At 67.6% G+C, this 18,247-nt stretch carries 18 protein-coding genes and 1 riboswitch; of the genes, 8 read left to right on the forward strand and 10 right to left on the reverse strand.

The window, feature by feature from the left end; genetic code table 11:
- The 7 genes from ACXJKJ_RS24240 to ACXJKJ_RS24270 form a co-directional block, all read right to left on the reverse strand.
- On the reverse strand, positions 1–250 hold a 250-nt coding region (locus ACXJKJ_RS24240; protein WP_457393189.1), incomplete at its 3' end, for a PilW family protein.
- Positions 244–870, reverse strand: coding sequence for a pilus assembly FimT family protein (locus ACXJKJ_RS24245; protein WP_457393191.1), 627 nt, complete (start codon positions 868–870; stop codon positions 244–246). The genes ACXJKJ_RS24245 and ACXJKJ_RS24240, both read right to left, overlap by 7 nt.
- On the reverse strand, positions 855–1,328 hold the full coding sequence (locus ACXJKJ_RS24250) for a type IV pilin protein (RefSeq protein WP_162247848.1): 474 nt from the start codon (positions 1,326–1,328) through the stop codon (positions 855–857). Before ACXJKJ_RS24250 ends, ACXJKJ_RS24245 begins: the two co-directional genes overlap by 16 nt.
- Positions 1,329–1,442: 114 nt before the next feature.
- Positions 1,443–1,994: a GspH/FimT family pseudopilin gene (locus ACXJKJ_RS24255; protein ID WP_056202335.1), complete on the reverse strand. Its 552-nt coding sequence runs from the start codon at positions 1,992–1,994 to the stop codon at positions 1,443–1,445.
- Between the two features lie 157 nt (positions 1,995–2,151).
- Entirely contained in the window at positions 2,152–2,595 is a 444-nt protein-coding gene (gene nrdR / locus ACXJKJ_RS24260; RefSeq protein ID WP_056202338.1) for a transcriptional regulator NrdR, read from the reverse strand.
- An 11-nt stretch (positions 2,596–2,606) separates the two neighbouring features.
- Positions 2,607–3,860 (reverse strand): serine hydroxymethyltransferase, encoded by a 1,254-nt coding sequence (gene glyA / locus ACXJKJ_RS24265; protein ID WP_457393194.1) that lies wholly within the window; start codon positions 3,858–3,860, stop codon positions 2,607–2,609.
- 59 nt (positions 3,861–3,919) lie between these two features.
- Positions 3,920–4,045: riboswitch (ZMP/ZTP riboswitch) on the reverse strand.
- A 19-nt stretch (positions 4,046–4,064) separates the two neighbouring features.
- A complete protein-coding gene (locus ACXJKJ_RS24270; protein WP_056202343.1) occupies positions 4,065–4,916 on the reverse strand; it encodes a lytic transglycosylase domain-containing protein in 852 nt (283 codons plus the stop codon).
- A gap of 219 nt (positions 4,917–5,135) precedes the next feature.
- On the opposite strand from ACXJKJ_RS24270, the gene ubiD reads away from it, so the two are divergent.
- Positions 5,136–6,674 carry a 4-hydroxy-3-polyprenylbenzoate decarboxylase gene (gene ubiD, locus ACXJKJ_RS24275; protein ID WP_056202345.1) on the forward strand — a complete coding sequence of 513 codons (1,539 nt, stop codon included), beginning with the start codon at positions 5,136–5,138 and terminating at the stop codon, positions 6,672–6,674.
- Positions 6,675–6,834: 160 nt separating this feature from the next.
- On the opposite strand, the gene ACXJKJ_RS24280 is transcribed toward ubiD, so the two are convergent.
- On the reverse strand, positions 6,835–7,623 hold the full coding sequence (locus ACXJKJ_RS24280) for a YdcF family protein (RefSeq protein WP_162247846.1): 789 nt from the start codon (positions 7,621–7,623) through the stop codon (positions 6,835–6,837).
- Between the two features lie 43 nt (positions 7,624–7,666).
- Here ACXJKJ_RS24280 and ACXJKJ_RS24285 point away from each other — a divergent pair, with 43 nt between their 5' ends.
- The 5 genes from ACXJKJ_RS24285 to ACXJKJ_RS24305 are packed head-to-tail and all read left to right on the forward strand — an operon-like array spanning position 7,667 to position 13,991.
- The gene (locus ACXJKJ_RS24285) at positions 7,667–11,113 is read left to right on the forward strand and encodes a DUF748 domain-containing protein (RefSeq protein ID WP_457393196.1); all 3,447 of its coding nucleotides are present in this window, start codon (positions 7,667–7,669) and stop codon (positions 11,111–11,113) included.
- Between the two features lie 10 nt (positions 11,114–11,123).
- Complete coding sequence (gene msrA, locus ACXJKJ_RS24290) at positions 11,124–11,660, forward strand: peptide-methionine (S)-S-oxide reductase MsrA (RefSeq protein WP_457393199.1); 537 nt, start codon at positions 11,124–11,126, stop codon at positions 11,658–11,660.
- Positions 11,660–12,301: an ABC transporter ATP-binding protein gene (locus ACXJKJ_RS24295; RefSeq protein WP_056202358.1), complete on the forward strand. Its 642-nt coding sequence runs from the start codon at positions 11,660–11,662 to the stop codon at positions 12,299–12,301. Before msrA ends, ACXJKJ_RS24295 begins: the two co-directional genes overlap by 1 nt.
- Positions 12,298–13,485, forward strand: a complete 1,188-nt coding sequence (locus tag ACXJKJ_RS24300; protein WP_457393201.1) for an FtsX-like permease family protein — start codon at positions 12,298–12,300, stop codon at positions 13,483–13,485. Before ACXJKJ_RS24295 ends, ACXJKJ_RS24300 begins: the two co-directional genes overlap by 4 nt.
- 20 nt (positions 13,486–13,505) lie before the next feature.
- Positions 13,506–13,991 carry a DUF3299 domain-containing protein gene (locus ACXJKJ_RS24305; protein WP_457325279.1) on the forward strand — a complete coding sequence of 162 codons (486 nt, stop codon included), beginning with the start codon at positions 13,506–13,508 and terminating at the stop codon, positions 13,989–13,991.
- Here the strand turns inward: ACXJKJ_RS24305 and pdxH are convergent.
- Positions 13,988–14,623: a pyridoxamine 5'-phosphate oxidase gene (gene pdxH, locus ACXJKJ_RS24310; RefSeq protein ID WP_457325280.1), complete on the reverse strand. Its 636-nt coding sequence runs from the start codon at positions 14,621–14,623 to the stop codon at positions 13,988–13,990. The genes ACXJKJ_RS24305 and pdxH overlap by 4 nt on opposite strands.
- Positions 14,624–15,021: 398 nt before the next feature.
- Between pdxH and ACXJKJ_RS24315 the strand changes: the two genes are divergently transcribed.
- Positions 15,022–15,630 (forward strand): nucleotidyltransferase family protein, encoded by a 609-nt coding sequence (locus ACXJKJ_RS24315; protein WP_056202371.1) that lies wholly within the window; start codon positions 15,022–15,024, stop codon positions 15,628–15,630.
- On the opposite strand, the gene ACXJKJ_RS24320 is transcribed toward ACXJKJ_RS24315, so the two are convergent.
- Entirely contained in the window at positions 15,631–16,254 is a 624-nt protein-coding gene (locus tag ACXJKJ_RS24320; protein ID WP_157281976.1) for a gamma-glutamylcyclotransferase, read from the reverse strand.
- Positions 16,255–16,390: 136 nt separating this feature from the next.
- On the opposite strand from ACXJKJ_RS24320, the gene edd reads away from it, so the two are divergent.
- The gene (gene edd / locus ACXJKJ_RS24325) at positions 16,391–18,220 is read left to right on the forward strand and encodes a phosphogluconate dehydratase (protein WP_457393203.1); all 1,830 of its coding nucleotides are present in this window, start codon (positions 16,391–16,393) and stop codon (positions 18,218–18,220) included.
- The last annotated feature ends 27 nt before the right edge of the window (positions 18,221–18,247 follow it).

An 18,247-nucleotide genomic window follows, 5' to 3' on the forward strand; every position in this document is an offset into this window, starting at 1 on the left:
GGCCGCGGTAACCCGCCCGGCCGCGGTAACCCGCCCGGCGCATGTCCTGCTGCAGCAGGTCGGCGGCGATCCGCAGATCCTGTTGCATCTGCACTTCCAGCATCAGGCGCCGATGTTCGTTGATCTGCCGCGTGGCCACGACGGCCGCGCCGGCGGTGACGATCAGGCCGACCGTGATGCCCACCATCAATTCAACCAGACCCAACCCGCGTTGGGCTCGGTACGACTTGGTGCGTGCGGTATTCAGCATGACGCGTACCCACTCATCCTTTGAAACGGCTTGGCCTCGTTTCTTTCGGCCGGCGCAGACGGCGCGCAAACCCTGACACGCCCGATGCCATTCACCTCAATGCGCAGCGTGTAGCCTTTTCCCAGGCCCACCACGTCGACTTGGAAATTCCCAGTCTCCATCGTCATCTGATCGCGCGCGAATCGGATGTAGTTGTTGCCAGCGGCCCAGACACCCTCAGCATCGAACTGCACATGGGTTTTGGGCAACTGGAACAGGCGCAATGACCTGCCGCCTCCGGTGGGGCAAAGATTGTTCGCCGGATAGTGGCATCTGCAATTGTTGCCCCCCGCCGATGTCACGACCATCGCGCAGCTCATCGTCGCGTGCGGGTCGAATCGAACGAAAAGCAGAGAATTGGCCGCATTCGTTTCCGCCTTGGCGTAAGTCAATATGCCGGAAACCTCTTCGGCAGCGGCCGTCACCCGGCGCCTTTCCAGCAAGTCGGCCATCGAGGGAATGGCCATCGCCAATATGACGCCGAGAACCGCCACGGCCACCATGATCTCGATCAGCGTCAGGCCGGATATCCGGGCCTTCAGGGCATGGACAGGGTTTGTCATGACTATCGAGGCCAGCATTCAGAGCCGGTGTCGCGATTCGTGCCGCTGTTGCTGGGGTCGCCTGTCGCCGAGTACTGGGGTGTAGCACCCACCAGGGTCACCGTCAGGGTCTTGCAGGTCAGATCCGTCGCCTGTTTGCCGCCAGCTATAGGGGTTGCCGTGGCGATGTAGCCGACGTCAAACCCCGGGGTTGCGCCGACGCCTGAGAGGCTGACGCTGTAAAGGGGCGTGATGCTGGCAATGTTCAAGTTCAGTGCGCTGAGGGTCGACGCGTAGGTGGCTGAATTGCTGCGGAAACGCTCCTGCGCCTGCATGACGGCGGTCAGCGCGGAGATGGCGTCTGCGCGGCGGGCTCGCTGCATGTGCGAGGTGTAGGCGGGGTAGGCAACCGCGGCGAGGATGCCGGCAATGGCCAGCGCGACCATCAGCTCGATCAAGGTGAAGCCACGGCGTCGCGAACGGGAACAGGTGCACATGGTCCGATTTTTTGGCAGTACGTCACAACGATCGGTAACGTCTTGGCCGCTCATCCGCCGAGTTGCGCCGCTGGTCGGCATCCACCATGAATGAAGGGGCGAATGAAACGGCCCTCAGGCGCACTTGGGCATGCCGCTGACTTTGTTCGTGCCCACGTAGCAACTGCGCACGCGGCCGGTGAGGGCCACGACCTGGCGGATGGATTGGCCGCCGCTCAGGCTGAGATCAATGCTGCCGGCCTGGGTGACCAGGCCTTGGAGGTACTGGAATTGCAGCGTCTCGGCGTTGCTGCTGAGGCGCACGGGCTGGGTCGTCGGCAGCCACTCGGCCTTGATGACCTGGCTGCTCGGCTTCTTGCAGGCGGCCTTGCCGCCAGCACAATCGCAGTCGTCCTTGGCGCCGATGTACATCACGTAGCAGGCGTTGGCGCCCTTGCCGCTGATGCGGAAGAAGACCGAGTCGCCCAGGCGGGCCGCTTCGCTGCGCGCCAGGCGCAGGTCGCTGGCCAGGGTGTCCGCGCTGACGCGCAGTTGCTGCTGCTGGCGCATCGTGCCCATGGCCGGCACGGCCTGGCCGAGCAGGGCGGCGCAGATGCCGACGCTGGCGCAGAGTTCCACCAGCGTGAAACCACGGTTGCTGCGACGGGTGTTGGCGGTGCGGTTCATGGTGCTTCCCTGGGTTCGTTGTTGATGGAACGAACTCTAGGAAGCGGGGCTCACCGCGTCTTTCCCCCCAAAGGCGGAACGAAGAGGGGTGGCGGGTGCCCCGTCCCCCTCGTCTCCCCCTCATTTCCCCCCGCCGGGGGATAGGGTCAACCCGGTATCAGATCTCGCGGATCAGCTGCCGGAACTCGTCGACGTCYTCGAAGCTGCGGTACACCGAMGCAAAKCGCACGTAGGCGACCTTGTCGATGCGCTTGAGCTCGCGCATGACCAACTCGCCCAGTCGCGTGGACGCGAGCTCGCGGGCGCCGCTGGCGAGCAGCTTCTCCTCGATGCGGTTGATGGCCGCATCGATCTGCTCGACGCTGACCGGCCGCTTGCGCAGGGCCAGCTGCATGGAGGCACGCAGCTTGGACGCGTCGAAATCGGCGCGCCGCCCGTCCTTCTTGACGACCGAGGGCATGGCAATGTCAGCCCGCTCATAGGTCGTGAAGCGCTTGTCGCAGGACAGGCAGCGGCGCCGGCGCCGGACGACGTCACCCTCATCCGACTCTCGGGTCTCGGCGACCTGGGTTTCGGTGTGAGAGCAGAACGGGCAGCGCATTGAGGCTCGACTTAGCCGCGGTAGACCGGGAAGGCGGCCGTCAGCGCCGCAACCTTCTCGCGCACGGCGGCCAGGTTGGCCTCGTCATGCGGCTTGTCCAGCACATCGGCGATCAGGTGGGCCGTCTGGCGCACCTGCTCCTCCTTGAAGCCGCGCGTCGTCATGGCCGGCGTGCCCAGGCGAATGCCGCTGGTGACCATGGGCTTTTGCGGGTCGTTGGGGATGCCGTTCTTGTTGCAGGTCATGTGGGCGGCACCCAGGATGGCCTCGGCTTCCTTGCCCGTCAGGTTCTTGGGACGCAGGTCCACCAGCATGACGTGGCTCTCCGTGCCGCCGGAGACGATGCGCAGGCCGCGCTCGATCAGCGTGTCGGCCAGCACCTTGGCGTTCTTGACGACCTGCTCCTGGTAGACCTTGAACTCGGGCGTCAGGGCTTCCTTGAAGGCCACGGCCTTGCCGGCGATGACGTGCATCAGCGGGCCGCCCTGGATGCCGGGGAAGATGGCCGAGTTGATCTTCTTGGCGATCGCCTCGTCGTTCGTCAGGATGATGCCGCCGCGCGGGCCGCGCAGGCTCTTGTGCGTGGTGGACGTGACGACGTCGGCGTGGGGCAGGGGGTTCGGGTAGACGCCCGCGGCGATCAGGCCGGCGTAGTGCGCCATGTCGACCATGAAGTAGGCGCCGATCTCCTTGGCGATCTTGCCGAAGCGCTCGAAGTCGATGCGCAGCGAGTAGGCCGACGCGCCGGCAATGATGAGCTTGGGCTTCTTCTCGCGGGCCAGGGCTTCCATGGCGTCGTAGTCGATCGCTTCATTGGCGTCCAGGCCGTAGCTGATGACGTTGAACCACTTGCCGCTCATGTTCAGCGCCATGCCGTGGGTCAGGTGGCCGCCTTCGGCCAGGCTCATGCCCATGATGGTGTCGCCAGGCTGCAGCAGCGCGAAGAAGGCGCCTTGGTTGGCCTGCGAGCCGGAGTTGGGCTGCACGTTGGCGAATTCGGCGCCGAAGAGCTGCTTCAGGCGATCGATGGCGAGTTGCTCGACGACGTCGACGTACTCGCAGCCACCGTAGTAGCGCTTGCCGGGGTAGCCYTCGGCRTACTTGTTGGTCAGCTGGCTRCCCTGGGCCTSCATSACSGCCGGSSWGGTGTAGTTCTCGCTGGCGATCAGCTCGAYGTGGTCTTCCTGGCGGCGGTTCTCGTTCTGGACGGCGGTCCAGAGTTCGGGGTCGACCAAGGCGAGGGTGGAGGTGTTGCGGTCAAACATGCTGGTGTTTCCGAAGGTCAGGCGGTGAATCCCCGGCGGTCACGGCAGGCGTGATGTCCCAAGGCTGCCCAGGCGAACGGCTGATAGCGGTTGTCATGTCGACAGAGGACAGCCGCCTCACGCTCCCCGGTGGTGGCCCACCTCAGGTCAGCTAGTGACCCTGATCGCCAGTCGCGTGAATGCTCAGTGTATGTCAGCCGCGCCTCAGCGCAGCAGGGCCACCTGGGCGGAGTCGCCGGTCGAGGGGGCAGACGCCGCTTCGCGCACCAGCGGCCGGACGGTCGTCATGGTCGGCACCGTGCGGCCGGCCGCGACCGCCTTCAGCAGGTCGTGCTCGGCCAGCACGCGGCCCGCATAGCCTGTGTCCTCGGCCAGATTGGCCGCGCCGACGTAATAGCGCAGGCCCTCTTCCAGGCCGCCGGCGCGCTGGATGCATTCCTTCAAAACCTGCACGCCCACGCGCAGATTGGTGACCGGATCGAAGGCCGCCAACGTGCCGCCGAAGGCTTCGTACTTGTCGTCGTGAACGCGGGTCATGACCTGCATCAGGCCCTGGGCGCCAACGGCACTCTGCGCAAAAGGGTTGAAGCGCGACTCGATGGCCATGATGGCCAGGATCAACGTCGGTTCGACCTTGGCGCGCTGGCCCACGGCCCAGGCTTCTTGCACGAGGCGGCTGATGGGCTCCGGCGCCACGCTGTAGCGGCGCGCCAGCCAATGGGCGACGGCGGCCTGCTGGCGGCTCAGCTCGCGGGGGTCGGTGGCGGTGGCGCGGGCAATGGCATCGGGCTCGGCCGATGCCATCAGGGTGTTGCCCTCGGCCTCGGCACGCGCTTCATGGCGCGCATTCAGCCAGCCGAGGGTGGCGGATTCCACTTTCTCACGCAGGCCGGCCTGGCTCGTGAACACCAGCAGCACCGACACCACGGCCAGCCCCAGCAGGGCCAGTGTGTTGTGGCTGACCACGAGCAGGCCGTTGCCGATGTCCTTGACGAACAGCGACGCCGAATCCCGCGTGTGGCGAGCCAGGCTGAACAGGTCTTGACGTGTCGTCATTCGACTCCTTGTGCCGCAACCCGCCTCAGGCTGCCTCGATGCGAAGCGGTCTGGGTGGGGCGACGGTGATAATTTCCCGGCCGATTGCTCTGGTCTGTGGCATCTCTGTGCCCGGAGGACCTGGCCGGTTGGGCTTCAGTAAAAACCCGAAGCGACGAATTTTACGAGGCGTAGATAACCAGTCAAGGTTGTTTTGCCTCTTCAAAACTACTTTTGGTTATGAAATACAGCGATCTGAGGGACTTCATCGCCGGCCTCGAAGGCCTCGGAGAGCTCAAGCGCGTGCGTGAAAAAGTCTCGCCGGTGCTGGAGATGACGGCCCTCAGCGACCGCGTGCTGCGGGCCGGCGGACCGGCCCTGCTGTTCGAGGCGCCGGCCGGGTTTTCCACCCCCGCCTTGACCAATCTTTTCGGGACAACGCGTCGCGTCGCACTCGGCATGGGCGCTGAGTCTCTGGCCGATTTGCGGGATGTCGGCCGGGTGCTCGCCAGCCTCAAGGAGCCCGACCCACCCAAGGGCCTGAAAGACGCCGGCAAACTGTTGCAGATGGCCAAGGCCCTGTGGGACATGAAGCCCGCCGTGCAGCGCCGCGCGGCCTGCCAGGAAGAGGTCATGGAGGGCAGCGACATCGACCTCGGCCGCCTGCCCATACAGACTTGCTGGCCGGACGACGCAGCCCCCCTGATCACGTGGGGTCTGGTCATCACCCGGGGGCCGACCCGCACCCGCCAGAACCTGGGCATCTACCGCCAACAGCTTATTTCCCCCCGCCAGGTCATCATGCGCTGGCTGGCGCACCGCGGTGGTGCGCTGGATTTCCGCGACCACGCGCTGGCCCATCCGGGCGAGCCGTTTCCGATCGCCGTGGCCCTCGGTGCCGATCCGGCCACCATCCTGGGCGCCGTCACGCCGGTGCCAGACAGCCTGTCCGAATATCAGTTCGCCGGCCTGCTGCGCGGCTCGCGTACTGAACTGGTCAATACCGGCGTGGGCAAGAACCAACCGCTTCAGGCACCGGCCTCGGCCGAGATCGTGCTGGAAGGCCACATCCCGCCTGCCGCACCCGGCTACACCGGCGTCAGCGAGCGCGGCGTGCCGCTGAAGGAAAAGGGCGGCTATCTGCACGCGCTGGAAGGCCCATTCGGCGACCACACCGGCTATTACAACGAGCAGGACTGGTTCCCCGTCTTCGAGATCTCTCGCCTGACCCAGCGCAAGAACCCGATCTACCACTCGACCTACACCGGCAAGCCGCCGGACGAGCCCGCCATCCTTGGCGTTGCGCTCAACGAGGTCTTCGTGCCCATCCTGCAAAAGCAGTTTCCCGAGATCGTTGACTTCTATCTGCCGCCTGAAGGCTGCAGCTATCGCATGGCCGTGGTATCCATCAAGAAGGCCTACCCCGGCCACGCCAAGCGGTTGATGTTCGGCATCTGGAGCTTCCTGCGCCAATTCATGTACACCAAGTTCATCGTCGTGGTCGACGACGACATCGACACGCGCAACTGGCAGGAAGTGATCTGGGCCATCACGACGCGCATGGACCCGGTGCGCGACACCACCCTGGTGGACAACACGCCCATCGACTACCTTGACTTCGCCTCACCGGTCAGCGGCCTGGGCGGCAAGATGGGGCTGGACGCGACCAACAAGTGGCCCGGCGAGACCAGCCGCGAATGGGGTCGCGGTATCAGCCTGCCGCCCGAGATCACGGCGCGGGCCGAGGCGCTATTCGGGCAACTCTTCTTGAAGCCCTGAGCGTGCTCGCCTACTGTTGAGATGCCTTTTGAGGCACAACCTCTGGCGCAATCCCTTGCGCGCCAGGAGCCCTTCGGCAAATCGCCGTGGAGCCCCAAGGTGGCATAGCCACCCACCCCGCCCGGCCTTAAAGCCCGGCGGGGTTTCTATTTGTGGCGCCTCATCGGCCCGCCCACCACGCCAAGGTCTCGTAGACCACATAGCGCACACGTGCAAAGCCCTCGACGGAGGGGCACCAGTCGTCAAAGCTGCTCAACGCGTCATCGCGCAGGCCCATGGGGGCCGCCAGCATCGTCAGACCCAACGGTGCGGCCTCGGCCTCGAAGGCGCGCAGCGCGCGGCGCATGTGCGCCTCATGCGTGACCAGCACGACCTGTTTCACGCCCGCCTTCGCCAGCAGCGGCAGCGTGTGGGCGGCGTTCTCCCGCGTGTCCCGTGAACTGGCTTCGGCCCAGCGCAGTGGGAGGCCATAGTCCTGAGCCGCCACGCGGGCAATGATGTCGGCCTCGGGTTCGCGCAGTTCAGTCGCTGTCCAGCCGATACCGCCGGAAAAGGCCAGCGGCCAGCCGCTGCGCCGGGCAACCCAGACGCCATAGGCCAGGCGTTCGGCGGTGATGCGGGCCGGAGCACCAGCGGCGAACTCAGGCGCATGGCGCTTCACGCCGCCGCCCAGCACGAGCACCGCGCCGTCTGAGCGAGCGCGCAACGCGTCAATCCGGGCTGGCTCAAGAGCCGTGGGCAGCCCCACGGCCCGGCTCAGCAGTTCGCCCACCGCCTCGGTGGCCGACAGCCAGACGCCGATCAGCGCCAGGCCCAGCAACACCCCGCCCAGGCGCCGGCCTCGTTGGAGTCGCCAACCGCCCCAGGCCGCGAGCAGCAACAGGGGCGCTGGGGGCAGGGCGGCGGCAAGCAGCAACGTCTTGAAGCCTGAATAGTCGAGGGAGATCACCTGTGGCATCTTCGCCGACATCAATAATGCTTTTGCCGTGACAGTGACCTCCCGCTCCCCCGCCCGCCTCGCCCTCTGGACCATCGCCGCGCTGTCGGCCCTGGTCACCTTGCTGCTGCTGGTCGTGACACTGGCGCTACCCGGCTGGGTTACCGGCCGTGGCGCTGCACTGGCCAGCGAGGCCCTGGGCCGGCCGGTGACCGTCGAGGAGGCCAGTTTCCAGCCCTGGCGTCTGGCCCTGGTCATCGAAGGGCTGAGTATTGCCGGCGCCGACGCCGGGCAGCCACCGCTGTTCAAGCTGCAGAAATTGGATGCTGCCCTGTCGCTGCGCTCTCTGCTGCGCGGCCGTGCCGTCATCGAATCCGTGGCCTTGACCAAGCCCGAACTGCGCCTCGCCCGCGTGGCCGAGGGCCGCTATGACATCGACGACCTGATCCAGCGCTTTGCCGCCAAGCCCGGGGCGCCCGAGGAGCCGGACGCCGAGTTCGCCGTCTACAACATCGAGCTGGCCGACGGTCGCATCCTCTTCGACGACCGCCCGGTGCAGCGCAAGCACGAGCTGGCCGGCCTGCACCTGGCCCTGCCTTTCATGTCGACGCTGCCGGCCGACGTCAAGGTCAAGGTGCAGCCCCAGCTGAACGGCAAGCTCGACGGCGTCGCCTTCGACAGCCGCGCCGAGGCGCTGCCCTTTGACGACGACGTCAGTGCTCGTTTGTCCTTCAAATTTGCCGGGCTGGATCTCGCACCGCTGGCCGCCTATGTGCCTGCCAGCGCGCCCGTCCGACTGGCCGGCGGCAGGCTCGATGTCGACGTGGCGGTGGACTTTGCCGAGCGCCCCAAGCAGACGCCGGGTGTCAAGCTCAGTGGCATCATCCAGCTGCACGAGCTGGCCCTGACCCAGCCCGACGGCCAGGCCCTGCTCGGCTTCAAGCGGCTGAGCCTGCCGCTCGCCGATGTGCAACCGCTGCGTCGCCAGCTGGGCTTCGGCGCCATCCTGCTGGAGTCGCCCGATGCCTGGCTGCGCCCGCTGCCGGCAGGGTCAGGGTCTGGCGGCGTGTCATCGCCAACTGCGGCCCCCTGGCAGTTCAGCCTTGCCGGGTTGGAAGTCAAGGAGGGTCGTTTCACTCTCAACAAGGGCCTGGCGCTGGAGGCCATCCAGATCAAGCTCGGCGCAGCCGCCTGGCCGTTGAAGTCGCCTGCCCAGCTCGACGCCAGCCTGCGCCTGGACCGGGCCACGCTGACGGCCCAGGCCAAGCTGTCGCCCGAGCTGCTGCAGGCTGATGCTGAGCTGGATGGCCTCGCCGTCGAGCGCCTGGCCGCCTGGCTGCCGTTGCCCAGCGGCGTACGGCTGGTCGCCGGCCTCTCCACCAAGGCTGGCCTCACCGTCACGAACCCGCTGGCCGAAGGCGCTGCCGACCGTGCCCAGCTGACCCTGGCCGAGCTGCGCATCAGCGACGCTCGCCTTGGCCTGCCCGGCGCGCCGCGGCTGGTGACGCTGGCCTCGGCCCAGCTCGACAAGGCCAGCGTCGAACCTGCCACGCATGCCATCACCCTCGGCACGCTGGCGCTGGACGCGCCGCGCGCTCTGCTCGCCCGCGAGCAGGGTGGCCGCTTGAACATCGCCGGCCTGCTGCCGCCTGACAGCGCCGCGTCCGCTGCCGGCCCGGYCTGGAAGGTGCAGCTTGCTGGCCTGACGGTCGAGCGCGGCGCACTGCGCTGGCAGGACGCCGCCGTGCCCGCAGGCGTCACGCCCGTGGCACTGACCGCCGAGCCGCTGCGCCTGCAGCTCGGCGCTCTGAGCTGGCCCGCCACAACGCCCGTGCAGGTGCAGATCACCACCCAACTCGCGGCCCTCGGCGCGAATGATCAGCCCATCGCCGCCAGCGCCGGCAGCCTGCAGTGGAGCGGCCGCGTCGGTATTGCGCCGCTCTCGGCCAGCGGCAGCCTTCAGGCCAAGGCCCTGCCGCTGCATCTGCTCAACGCCTACCTCGACCCGGCCTGGGGACTGCATCTGCAGCGCGCCGAGCTGGGGCTGAAGGCCGAAGTCACCGCCCAGCAGGCCGGCGGCGCCTGGACGGCCAACGTGGGCGGCGACGTGCGCGTCGGGCCGCTGGCGCTGCTGCAGACCCGCGTCGTCGAGGGCCWGCGCGTCGTCGGCGAAGACCTGCTGAGCTGGCAGGCACTGCAGCTCGAYGGCCTCAAGCTCGCCCTGGCGCCGGGCGCGCCGCCACGCCTGGCCGTGAAGGACGCGCTGCTCGAAGACGCCTATGCCCGCCTGATCGTCAACGACCAGGGTCGCTTCAATCTGCGCGACATCGGCCCGGCGGAAGCGGCTGCAGCGCCCGCGCCAGCCGCATCGGCAGCGCAGCCGGAATTCGCCGCCGAACGCATCCGCGTCAACCGCGGCGTCGTCGATTTCAACGACCGCTTCGTGCGCCCCAACTACAGCGCCCGCCTGACCGAGCTGCAAGGCTCGCTGGGCGCCTTCTCGTCCACCAGCAGCGCGATGGCGCCGCTGACGCTGAAGGGCAAGGTCGCCGGCACCGGCCTGCTGGAGATCGACGGTCAGCTCAAACCGGGCGCACCACTGGCCATGGACATTGCCGCCAACGCGACCGACATCGAGCTGGCGCCGTTGTCGCCCTACGCCGCCAAATACGCCGGCTACGCCATCGAGCGCGGCAAGCTGTCGACCAAGCTGCGCTACAAGGTCGAGCCCGGCGGCCAGCTGGTGGCCAGCAACCAGATCATCCTGAACCAGCTGACCTTTGGCGAGCGCGTGGAGAGCCCTGACGCGACCTCGCTGCCGGTGCGCTTCGCCGTGGCGCTGCTGAAGGACGGCAACGGCGTCATCGACGTCAACCTGCCCGTCAGCGGCTCCCTGAACGATCCGGAGTTCAGCGTCGGCGGCCTGGTCTGGAAGCTCGTGCTCAATCTCATCGGCAAGGCGCTGACCTCGCCCTTCGCCCTGTTCAGCGGCAGCGACGCACCCGAGGAGGCCCAGATCGCCTTCGTGCCGGGTGGCGTCGAACTGGCCGACTCGACCAAGCTCGACCGCGTAGCCAAGCTGCTGGTCGACAAGCCCGGCGTGCAGCTGACGCTGACGGGCTGGGCCGGCATCGCCGCCGAAGGCCAGGCCTTGCGTGAACAGCGCCTGGCCAGTGCACTCAAAGCCGAAAACGCAACACCCGATGCCGCGCTCAAGCGCCTCTACCAGGCCAGCAAGCTGCCCAACAAGCCCAAGAACCTGCTCGGCCTGGCCAAGGATCTGCCGCCCGAGCAGATGCGCGGCCTGCTGCTGGGCAGCTACGCCATCGAAGACGAAACACTGCGCCAGCTGGCGGTGGCCCGCGCCACGGCGGTGCGCGATGCGCTGCTGGCCCGCGGCGCGCCCAATGCGCGCGTCTTTCTCGCCGCGCCCAAGCTCTGCGACCAGGGTTGCGATGAGACCTGGCGCCCCCATGTCGAGCTCTCCCTTGGCGCTCATTGAAGGTCATTCCATGTCTGCTACGAATCTCGAACGCATCACCCTGGCCGGCGGCTGCTTCTGGTGCCTGGAGGCCGTCTACGAGCGCGTGCGCGGCGTGCACCGCGTCGAGAACGGCTATAGCAATGGCCAGGGACCCAAGCCGACCTACGAGGCCGTCTGCGGCGGCAACACCGGCTATGCCGAGGTCGTGCGCATCGACTTCGATCCCGCCGAGGTCTCGCTGCGCGAACTGCTGGAGGTGTTTTTCACCATCCACGACCCGACGACGCTGAACCGCCAGGGCGCCGACGTCGGCACGCAATACCGCTCGGGCATCTACTGGCACACCGAGGCCCAGCGCCAGCTCGCGGCCGAAGTCATCAAGGAAGCCAACGACCACCACGCCGGCCGCGTCGTCACCGAGCTGCTGCCCGAGACCGATTACTACACGGCCGAGGCCTATCACCAGCACTACTACGCCCGCAACCCCGAGCAGGGCTATTGCGCCTTTGTCGTTGCCGGCAAGGTGGACAAGTTCCTGGCCAGCTTCAAGCGCCTGGTCAAGTGATGCTGGCCTGGGGCGGCCTGCGCCATCGCTACGCCGGCGGCGCCGAGCTCGCTTATGCCGACTTCGCGCTCGCCGCGGGCCGGCATCTGCTGCTGCGTGGCGCCTCGGGCTCGGGCAAGTCGACCTTGCTGGCCCTGTTGGCGGGCCTGCTGCGCGTGCAACAGGGCGAACTGAACGTTGCGCAAACCGAGCTGCAGACGCTGAGCCCGCGCGCGCTGGACGCCTGGCGTGGAGCCACGTTGGGCGTCGTGCCCCAGCGCCTGCATTTGAGCGAGGCGCTGACTGTGGCCGAGAACCTGGCGTTGCCGGCGCTGGCCGCAGGGCAGGGCGCCGACCCGGAGCGCGCGGCCGAGCTGATGGAGGCGCTGGACATTGCTGAGTTGGCGAATCGCCGGCCGCACCAGCTCAGCGTTGGCCAGGCCCAGCGCGTGGCGCTCGCGCGCGCACTGATGCGCCGTCCGCGCCTGCTGCTGGCCGATGAACCCAGCGCCAACCTGGACGATGAGCACACCCTGCACATGCTGGCCCTGCTGCTCGATGCGGCCGAGCGCGAGGGCTGCACGCTGGTCATCGCCAGCCATGACGCGCGTGTCGTCGAAGCGCTGGCAGAGCGGGATGACGTCAGCGAGGTGGTCTTGTGATCCGCCTCGCGTGGCGATACCTGTGGTCCAGCCCGTTGACGACAGCGCTGAACCTGCTGCTGCTGACGCTCGGCCTCGCCGCCGTGACCTTCGTGCTGCGCGCCAGTGCCCAGGTCGAGGCGGGGCTGAAGCGCGACCTCGCCAGCATAGACCTCGTCGTCGGCGCCAAGGGCAGCCCCATGCAGATCATGCTGGCCGGTGTCTTCCACCTCGACGCGCCGACCGGCAATATCCCGTTGGCGACGCTGGAGCTGTTGAAGCAGCAGCCCCTCGTCGCCCAGGCTGTGCCGCTGTCGCTGGGCGACTCCTTCCGCGGCTACCGCATCGCTGGCACGACGCTGGCGTACATCGATCTCTATGGCGGCCAAATGGGGCAGGGCGCGCTCTGGACGAAACCGATGCAGGCCGTTCTCGGCGCCGAAGTCGCGCGCACGAGCGGGCTGAAGCCCGGTGACGGTTTCGCCGGCAGCCACGGCTTGGCCGAGGGTGGCGGCGCGCATGGCGAACATCAGTTCGAGGTCGTCGGCGTGCTGGCCGAATCCGGCAGCGTGCTGGACCGCCTCGTGCTGACCGATCTGGCATCGGTGTGGGAGGTGCACGAAGACCACGCCGTCTCACACGACGAGGAGAGCGAAAGGAAGGAGATCACGCTCGCCCTCGTGCGCTACCGCAGCCCGCTGGCCGCCGTCATGCTGCCGCGCTGGGTCAATGCGCAGGACGGCCTGCAATCCGCCGCGCCGGCGCTGGAAACAGCCCGACTGATGCGCCTGGTGGGTGCCGGCACCGAAGTGCTGCGGGGCTTTGGCATCGTGCTGCTCGCGGCGGCGGGGCTGTCGGTCTGGGTCGCGTTGCTGCATGCGGTGCGGGCACGCCAGGGCGATCTTGCGATGCTGCGCATGCTGGGCGCGCCGGCCTCGCGTGTCGCCGCGCTGATCGCGCTGGAGGCCTTGCTGCTCGCCGGCCTCGCCGCCGTGCTGGGGCTGGTGGCTGGGCACGGCCTTGTTGCGCTGCTGGAGCGTCTGCTCGCCGAGCGACAGTCGCTTCGCCTGGGCCAGCTCGGCATGAGCGAAGCCGAATGGCTGGTGCCGCTGCTTGCCGGCGCCCTGGCGCTGCTGGCCGCTGCCTGGCCCGCATGGCGGGCCTATCGGCTGGATGTCACAACCCTGCTGCAAGCTCCGCGCTGAACCCCGACAATCCCGCCATCATGAAGTTCAAGCCCCTTCTCGCCGTCTGTCTTGCCGCTGCTGCGGCGTTCGCCCAAACGCCGCCGGGCATGGGGCAGGGGCCTGGCTATCACGACCCGCGCAGCCCCTTCAAGCCGCTGGAGGAACGCGCCGACATCGTGTCCTGGCATTTGCTGTCCCAAGTCACCGCCAAGGCCGAGAAAAAGAAGATCGTGCCGACCTTCCCGGCCGCCGTGCAGGCGCTGGACCGCAAGACCATCAAGGTGCAGGGCTTCATGATGCCGCTGGAGGCGGGCGACAAGCAGCAGCACTTCCTGCTGTCGTCGGTGCCCACGACCTGCTCCTTTTGCGTACCGGCCGGGCCCGAGGGACTGGTCGAGGTGCGCACCAAGAAGCCGGTGCGTTACACGCTGGAACCCGTCGTCGTTGAGGGCGTGTTCGCCGTGCTCAACGACGACCCTTACGGCCTGTACTACCGCGTCGAGGACGGCAACGCCGTCAATTAGGGCGCCAGCCGTTCGCGCACCCAGCGGTCGGCATCCAGGCTGAAGACCAGCCGGTCGTGCAGCCGCGAGCGCCGCCCCTGCCAAAACTCAAAACGGTCCGGCACGAGGCGATAGCCACCCCAATGCGGCGGCCGGTCCGGGTTCAGGCCCTGCTGAACGGCCGCCTTGGCGGCGTTGGCCACCAGCACAGCACGTGAACTGATGACCCGACTCTGTGGTGAAGCCCAGGCCCCAAGGCGCGAATCCAGCGGCCGGCTCTTGAAGTAGTCGTCCGATTCCTGGGCCGAGGTCTTCTCGACGCGCCCCTCGATGCGCACGACGCGTTCCATCTCCACCCAGTGGAATTGCAAGGCCGCGTAAGGGTTGCCTGCTAACTCTTCACCTTTACGGCTTTCGTAATTGGTGAACCAGACCATGCCGCGTGCATCGCAGCCCTTGAGCAGCACGACGCGCGTCGACGGCCGGTGGTTGGTACCGACCGTGGCAACCGTCATCGCGGTCGGCTCGGACACATCGTGGGCGATGGCCTCATCCATCCAGCGGTTGAAGAGCGCCAGCGGTCCATCCGCAGCTTGCACCTCATCCAGCTCCCCTAGTTCGTAGCTCTTTCGGAAGTCGCTCAACTTGCTCATGGCGGGAGGTCATCAGGCCTGGCGTTAGGCCCGCGTTGGTGCTGCAAAGGGCTCAGTCTAGGCGCAAGGCGCAGCGATGCCGGTGGCATCGCGAGCACTTGCAACAACGACTGAGCCCTTTGCAGCCCAACCCGGAGGGCCGGGGCGAGTTGCGGGGTGATTCGTCGTTACCCGCTCGTTGTGTAGGCCCGCCACACGCCTCGCAGGCGCCTTGCCTCACCCCGCAACTCRCCCCGGCGCGGGCCCAACGCCAGGCCTGACGACCTCCCTACGTATGCAGACCTTCCCTTAAGTGAACGCCCCAGTTTCAAGCGAAGCCTCACTCGGCATGCTTGTGGCACTGCAGCAAACGGCTCAGACCGGCGCTAGGTCAGTGGGTTTTGAAGGACGAATAGCAAATGACAAAGCGACGCCCCGTCGTCGTTGTGCTGGCCGCGGGTCGCGGCTCGCGCTTCCGCGGCTCGGGCCACAAGCTGGAACAGCACCTGGCGGGAACGCCCGGTGGAGATACCTTGCTGGCGCGCACCTTGCGCCATGCGATCGCGACGCAGCTTCCGGTTGTCGTTGTGACGACGGCAGCCCTGGCGCCGGCCGTGCACAAGCTCATCGCGGCGCGCGACGTCGTGACGCTGCCTGAGCGCGATACCCACGGTCGGCCTCAGCCCATCGGCATGGGGCATTCCATCGTCGCTGGCGTCAGCGCCACGGGTGATGCCGACGGCTGGCTCATCCTGCCGGCCGACATGCCGCTTGTGCAGCCGACCACCATCATGGCCGTGGCCGAGGGGCTGGAGCGCTACCCCGTCTGCTATGCCCAGTACCGCGGCATCCAGGGCCATCCGGTCGGCTTTGGCACTGAGCTCTACTCGGAGCTGGTGGCCCTGCAGGGCGATGAGGGCGCGCGGCGCATCGTGGCTCGCTACGCGGCGCAACCCATTCCCGTCGACGACCCCGGCGTGCATGTCGACGTCGACACCGAGGAAGATCTCGCGCGGCTCAGGGGCTGATCAAAGCGGTGCGCACAGCCCGTGCTGCGCCGCCAGGTGGGCCTGGCGCTCCAGTTCCGCGTCGCGGATCCCATGTTCACGCAAACCCTGAACCGTGCGCAGCAGATAGTCCAGCGTCGTGCCATAGCGGCCGCTGGCGTGTTGAAAGATGTGCAGCAGCTCCGGCTCATGCAAAGGCCCGGTCCAGTTCGGGCTCTGGCGCGACAGCGTGAACGCCAGGGCGCGCAGCCGCCCCGCGCCGGTGTCGCAGTTCAGCCAGCGCGGCTCGTAGACGCCGTTGGGCATCTCGCGTTCCCACAAACGCGGCAACACCTCTTCACCGACGGTGCGCGGGATGCGGTAGACCAGCCCGCGGCAACTGCCACCCGAGATCAGCGCCAGCACCAGGCCCGGCTCCTGGGGCGAGCCGCGGTTCACGCGCGAACGCATGCGCAGCACGCGGTGAAAGCCCAACACCCGCGCCGGCAGCGCGTCGGCATACTCGAACTCGGGCCGCCAGATCAATGAGCCATAGGCAAACAGCAGCAGGTCTTCGCCGCTAGCCCGCCATTCGGCGGTCGTGCGCTGCAACAGATGGGCGCTGCGCGCCGGGCCATGGGGAATATGGATTGCCTGTGACGCCATCGCCCCCATCTTGTCATGCCAGAGAGTTGCACGACGTTTCTCAGGTACCCAGCCCGTAACCCGCGCAGCGCTGGAGGCAAGTAATATGGTTACCTAAATTCCCAAGGGCCGGTTACGAGAGCCGCAGGAGACCCGCATGCACGACACACTCATTCAAGTTACAGACCGCATCCGCGAACGCAGCGCCAAGCTGCGTGGCGACTATCTCGCCCGCATCGCCAAGCTCGGCGGCCGCCAGCGCGGTTTCGAGCGCATGGGCTGCGCCAACGTCGCCCACGCCGTGGCGGCCATGCCGTCCAACGACAAGCTGCGCATCGTCGCCGAGAAAGCCCCCCACCTCGGGGTCGTCACGGCCTACAACGACATGCTGTCGGCSCACCAGCCCTACGAGGGCTACCCGGAGCAGATCCGAGCCGAGGCGCACCGTCTGGGCGCCACGGTGCAGGTCGCGGGCGGCGTGCCGGCGATGTGCGAYGGTGTGACGCAAGGCCTGCCCGGCATGGAGCTGAGCCTGTTCTCGCGCGACACCATCGCGATGGGCACGGCAATAGCGCTGACGCATGACGTCTTCGATGCGGCCCTGCTGCTGGGCATCTGCGACAAGATCGTGCCGGGCCTGTTGATCGGCGCACTGCACTTCGGCCATCTGCCCTGCGTCTTCGTGCCCGCCGGGCCGATGAGCTCGGGCATCTCCAACAGCGACAAGGCCAAGGTGCGCGAGCTCTACGCCCAGGGCAAGGTCGGCCGCGACGAGTTGCTGAAGAGCGAGCAGGCGGCCTATCACGGCGCCGGCACCTGCACCTTCTACGGCACCGCCAAYWSCAACCAGATGCTGMTGGAGGCCATGGGCCTGCACACGCCGGGCAGCGCCTTCGTGCATCCGCATGACGACCTGCGCACGGCGCTGACGCGCGAGGCTGTCGCCACGGCGATCAACATCAGCGGCCGCGTGGCGGGCCGGGCCGCCAAACCCATCGGCCACCTCGTCGACGAGCGCTGCATCGTCAACGCGATGGCGGCATTGCTCGCCACTGGCGGCTCGACCAACCACCTGATCCACTGGGTCGCCGTCGCCCGCTCGGCCGGCATCCTGATCGACTGGACGGACTTCTCCGACCTGTCCGCCGTCGTGCCCTTGCTGTCGCGCGTCTACCCCAATGGCAGTGCAGACGTGAACCAGTTCCAGGCCGCCGGCGGCCCGGGCTTCGTCATCCGTGAGCTGATGGACGCCGGCCTGATGCACGAGGACGTCATCTCAGTCGCCGGCGACAGCCTGCGCCCCTATGCCTTCGTGCCGCGGGCGGTGGGCCAGAGCGGCGAGGTGGTGCGCGAGCCGCTGCCGGCCGCCAGTGGCGACGACGGTGTCGTGCGCACGGCCGCCGCGCCTTTCAGCGCCACCGGTGGCCTCAAGCTGCTGGCCGGCAACGTCGGCCGCGCCGTCATCAAGGTCTCGGCTGTGCCCGAGGATCGCCACACCGTGGAGGCGCCTTGCCGCATCTTCACGACTCAGGAAGCCATGCTGACCGCCTTCAAGAACGGTGAGCTGGAGCGCGACGTCATCGTCGTCGTGCGCTTCCAGGGCCCGCACGCCAATGGCATGCCCGAACTGCACAAGCTGACGCCACCGCTGGCCGTGCTGCAGGGCAAGGGATTCAAGGTGGCGCTGGTCACCGACGGCCGCATGAGCGGTGCCTCGGGCAAGGTGCCCGCGGCCATCCACGTCAGCCCCGAGGCCCTGGCCGGTGGGCCGCTGGCCAAGCTGCGTGATGGCGACGTCGTGCGCGTTTGCGCGCAGACCGGCACGCTGGCCGCCCTGGTCGACGAGGCCGATTGGGCGGCGCGCGAGGTGGCGACGCTCGATCCGGACGAAGCCGACGTCAATGCCCACGGCCTAGGCCGCGAACTCTTTGCCGGCCTGCGCCGCAATGTCCTGAGCGCCGAAGAAGGCGCCTGCACCTGGTTGTGAAGTGAGACAGCCCCTCGTCCAGTCTGG

Source organism: Roseateles sp. P5_E1 (assembly GCF_054049335.1).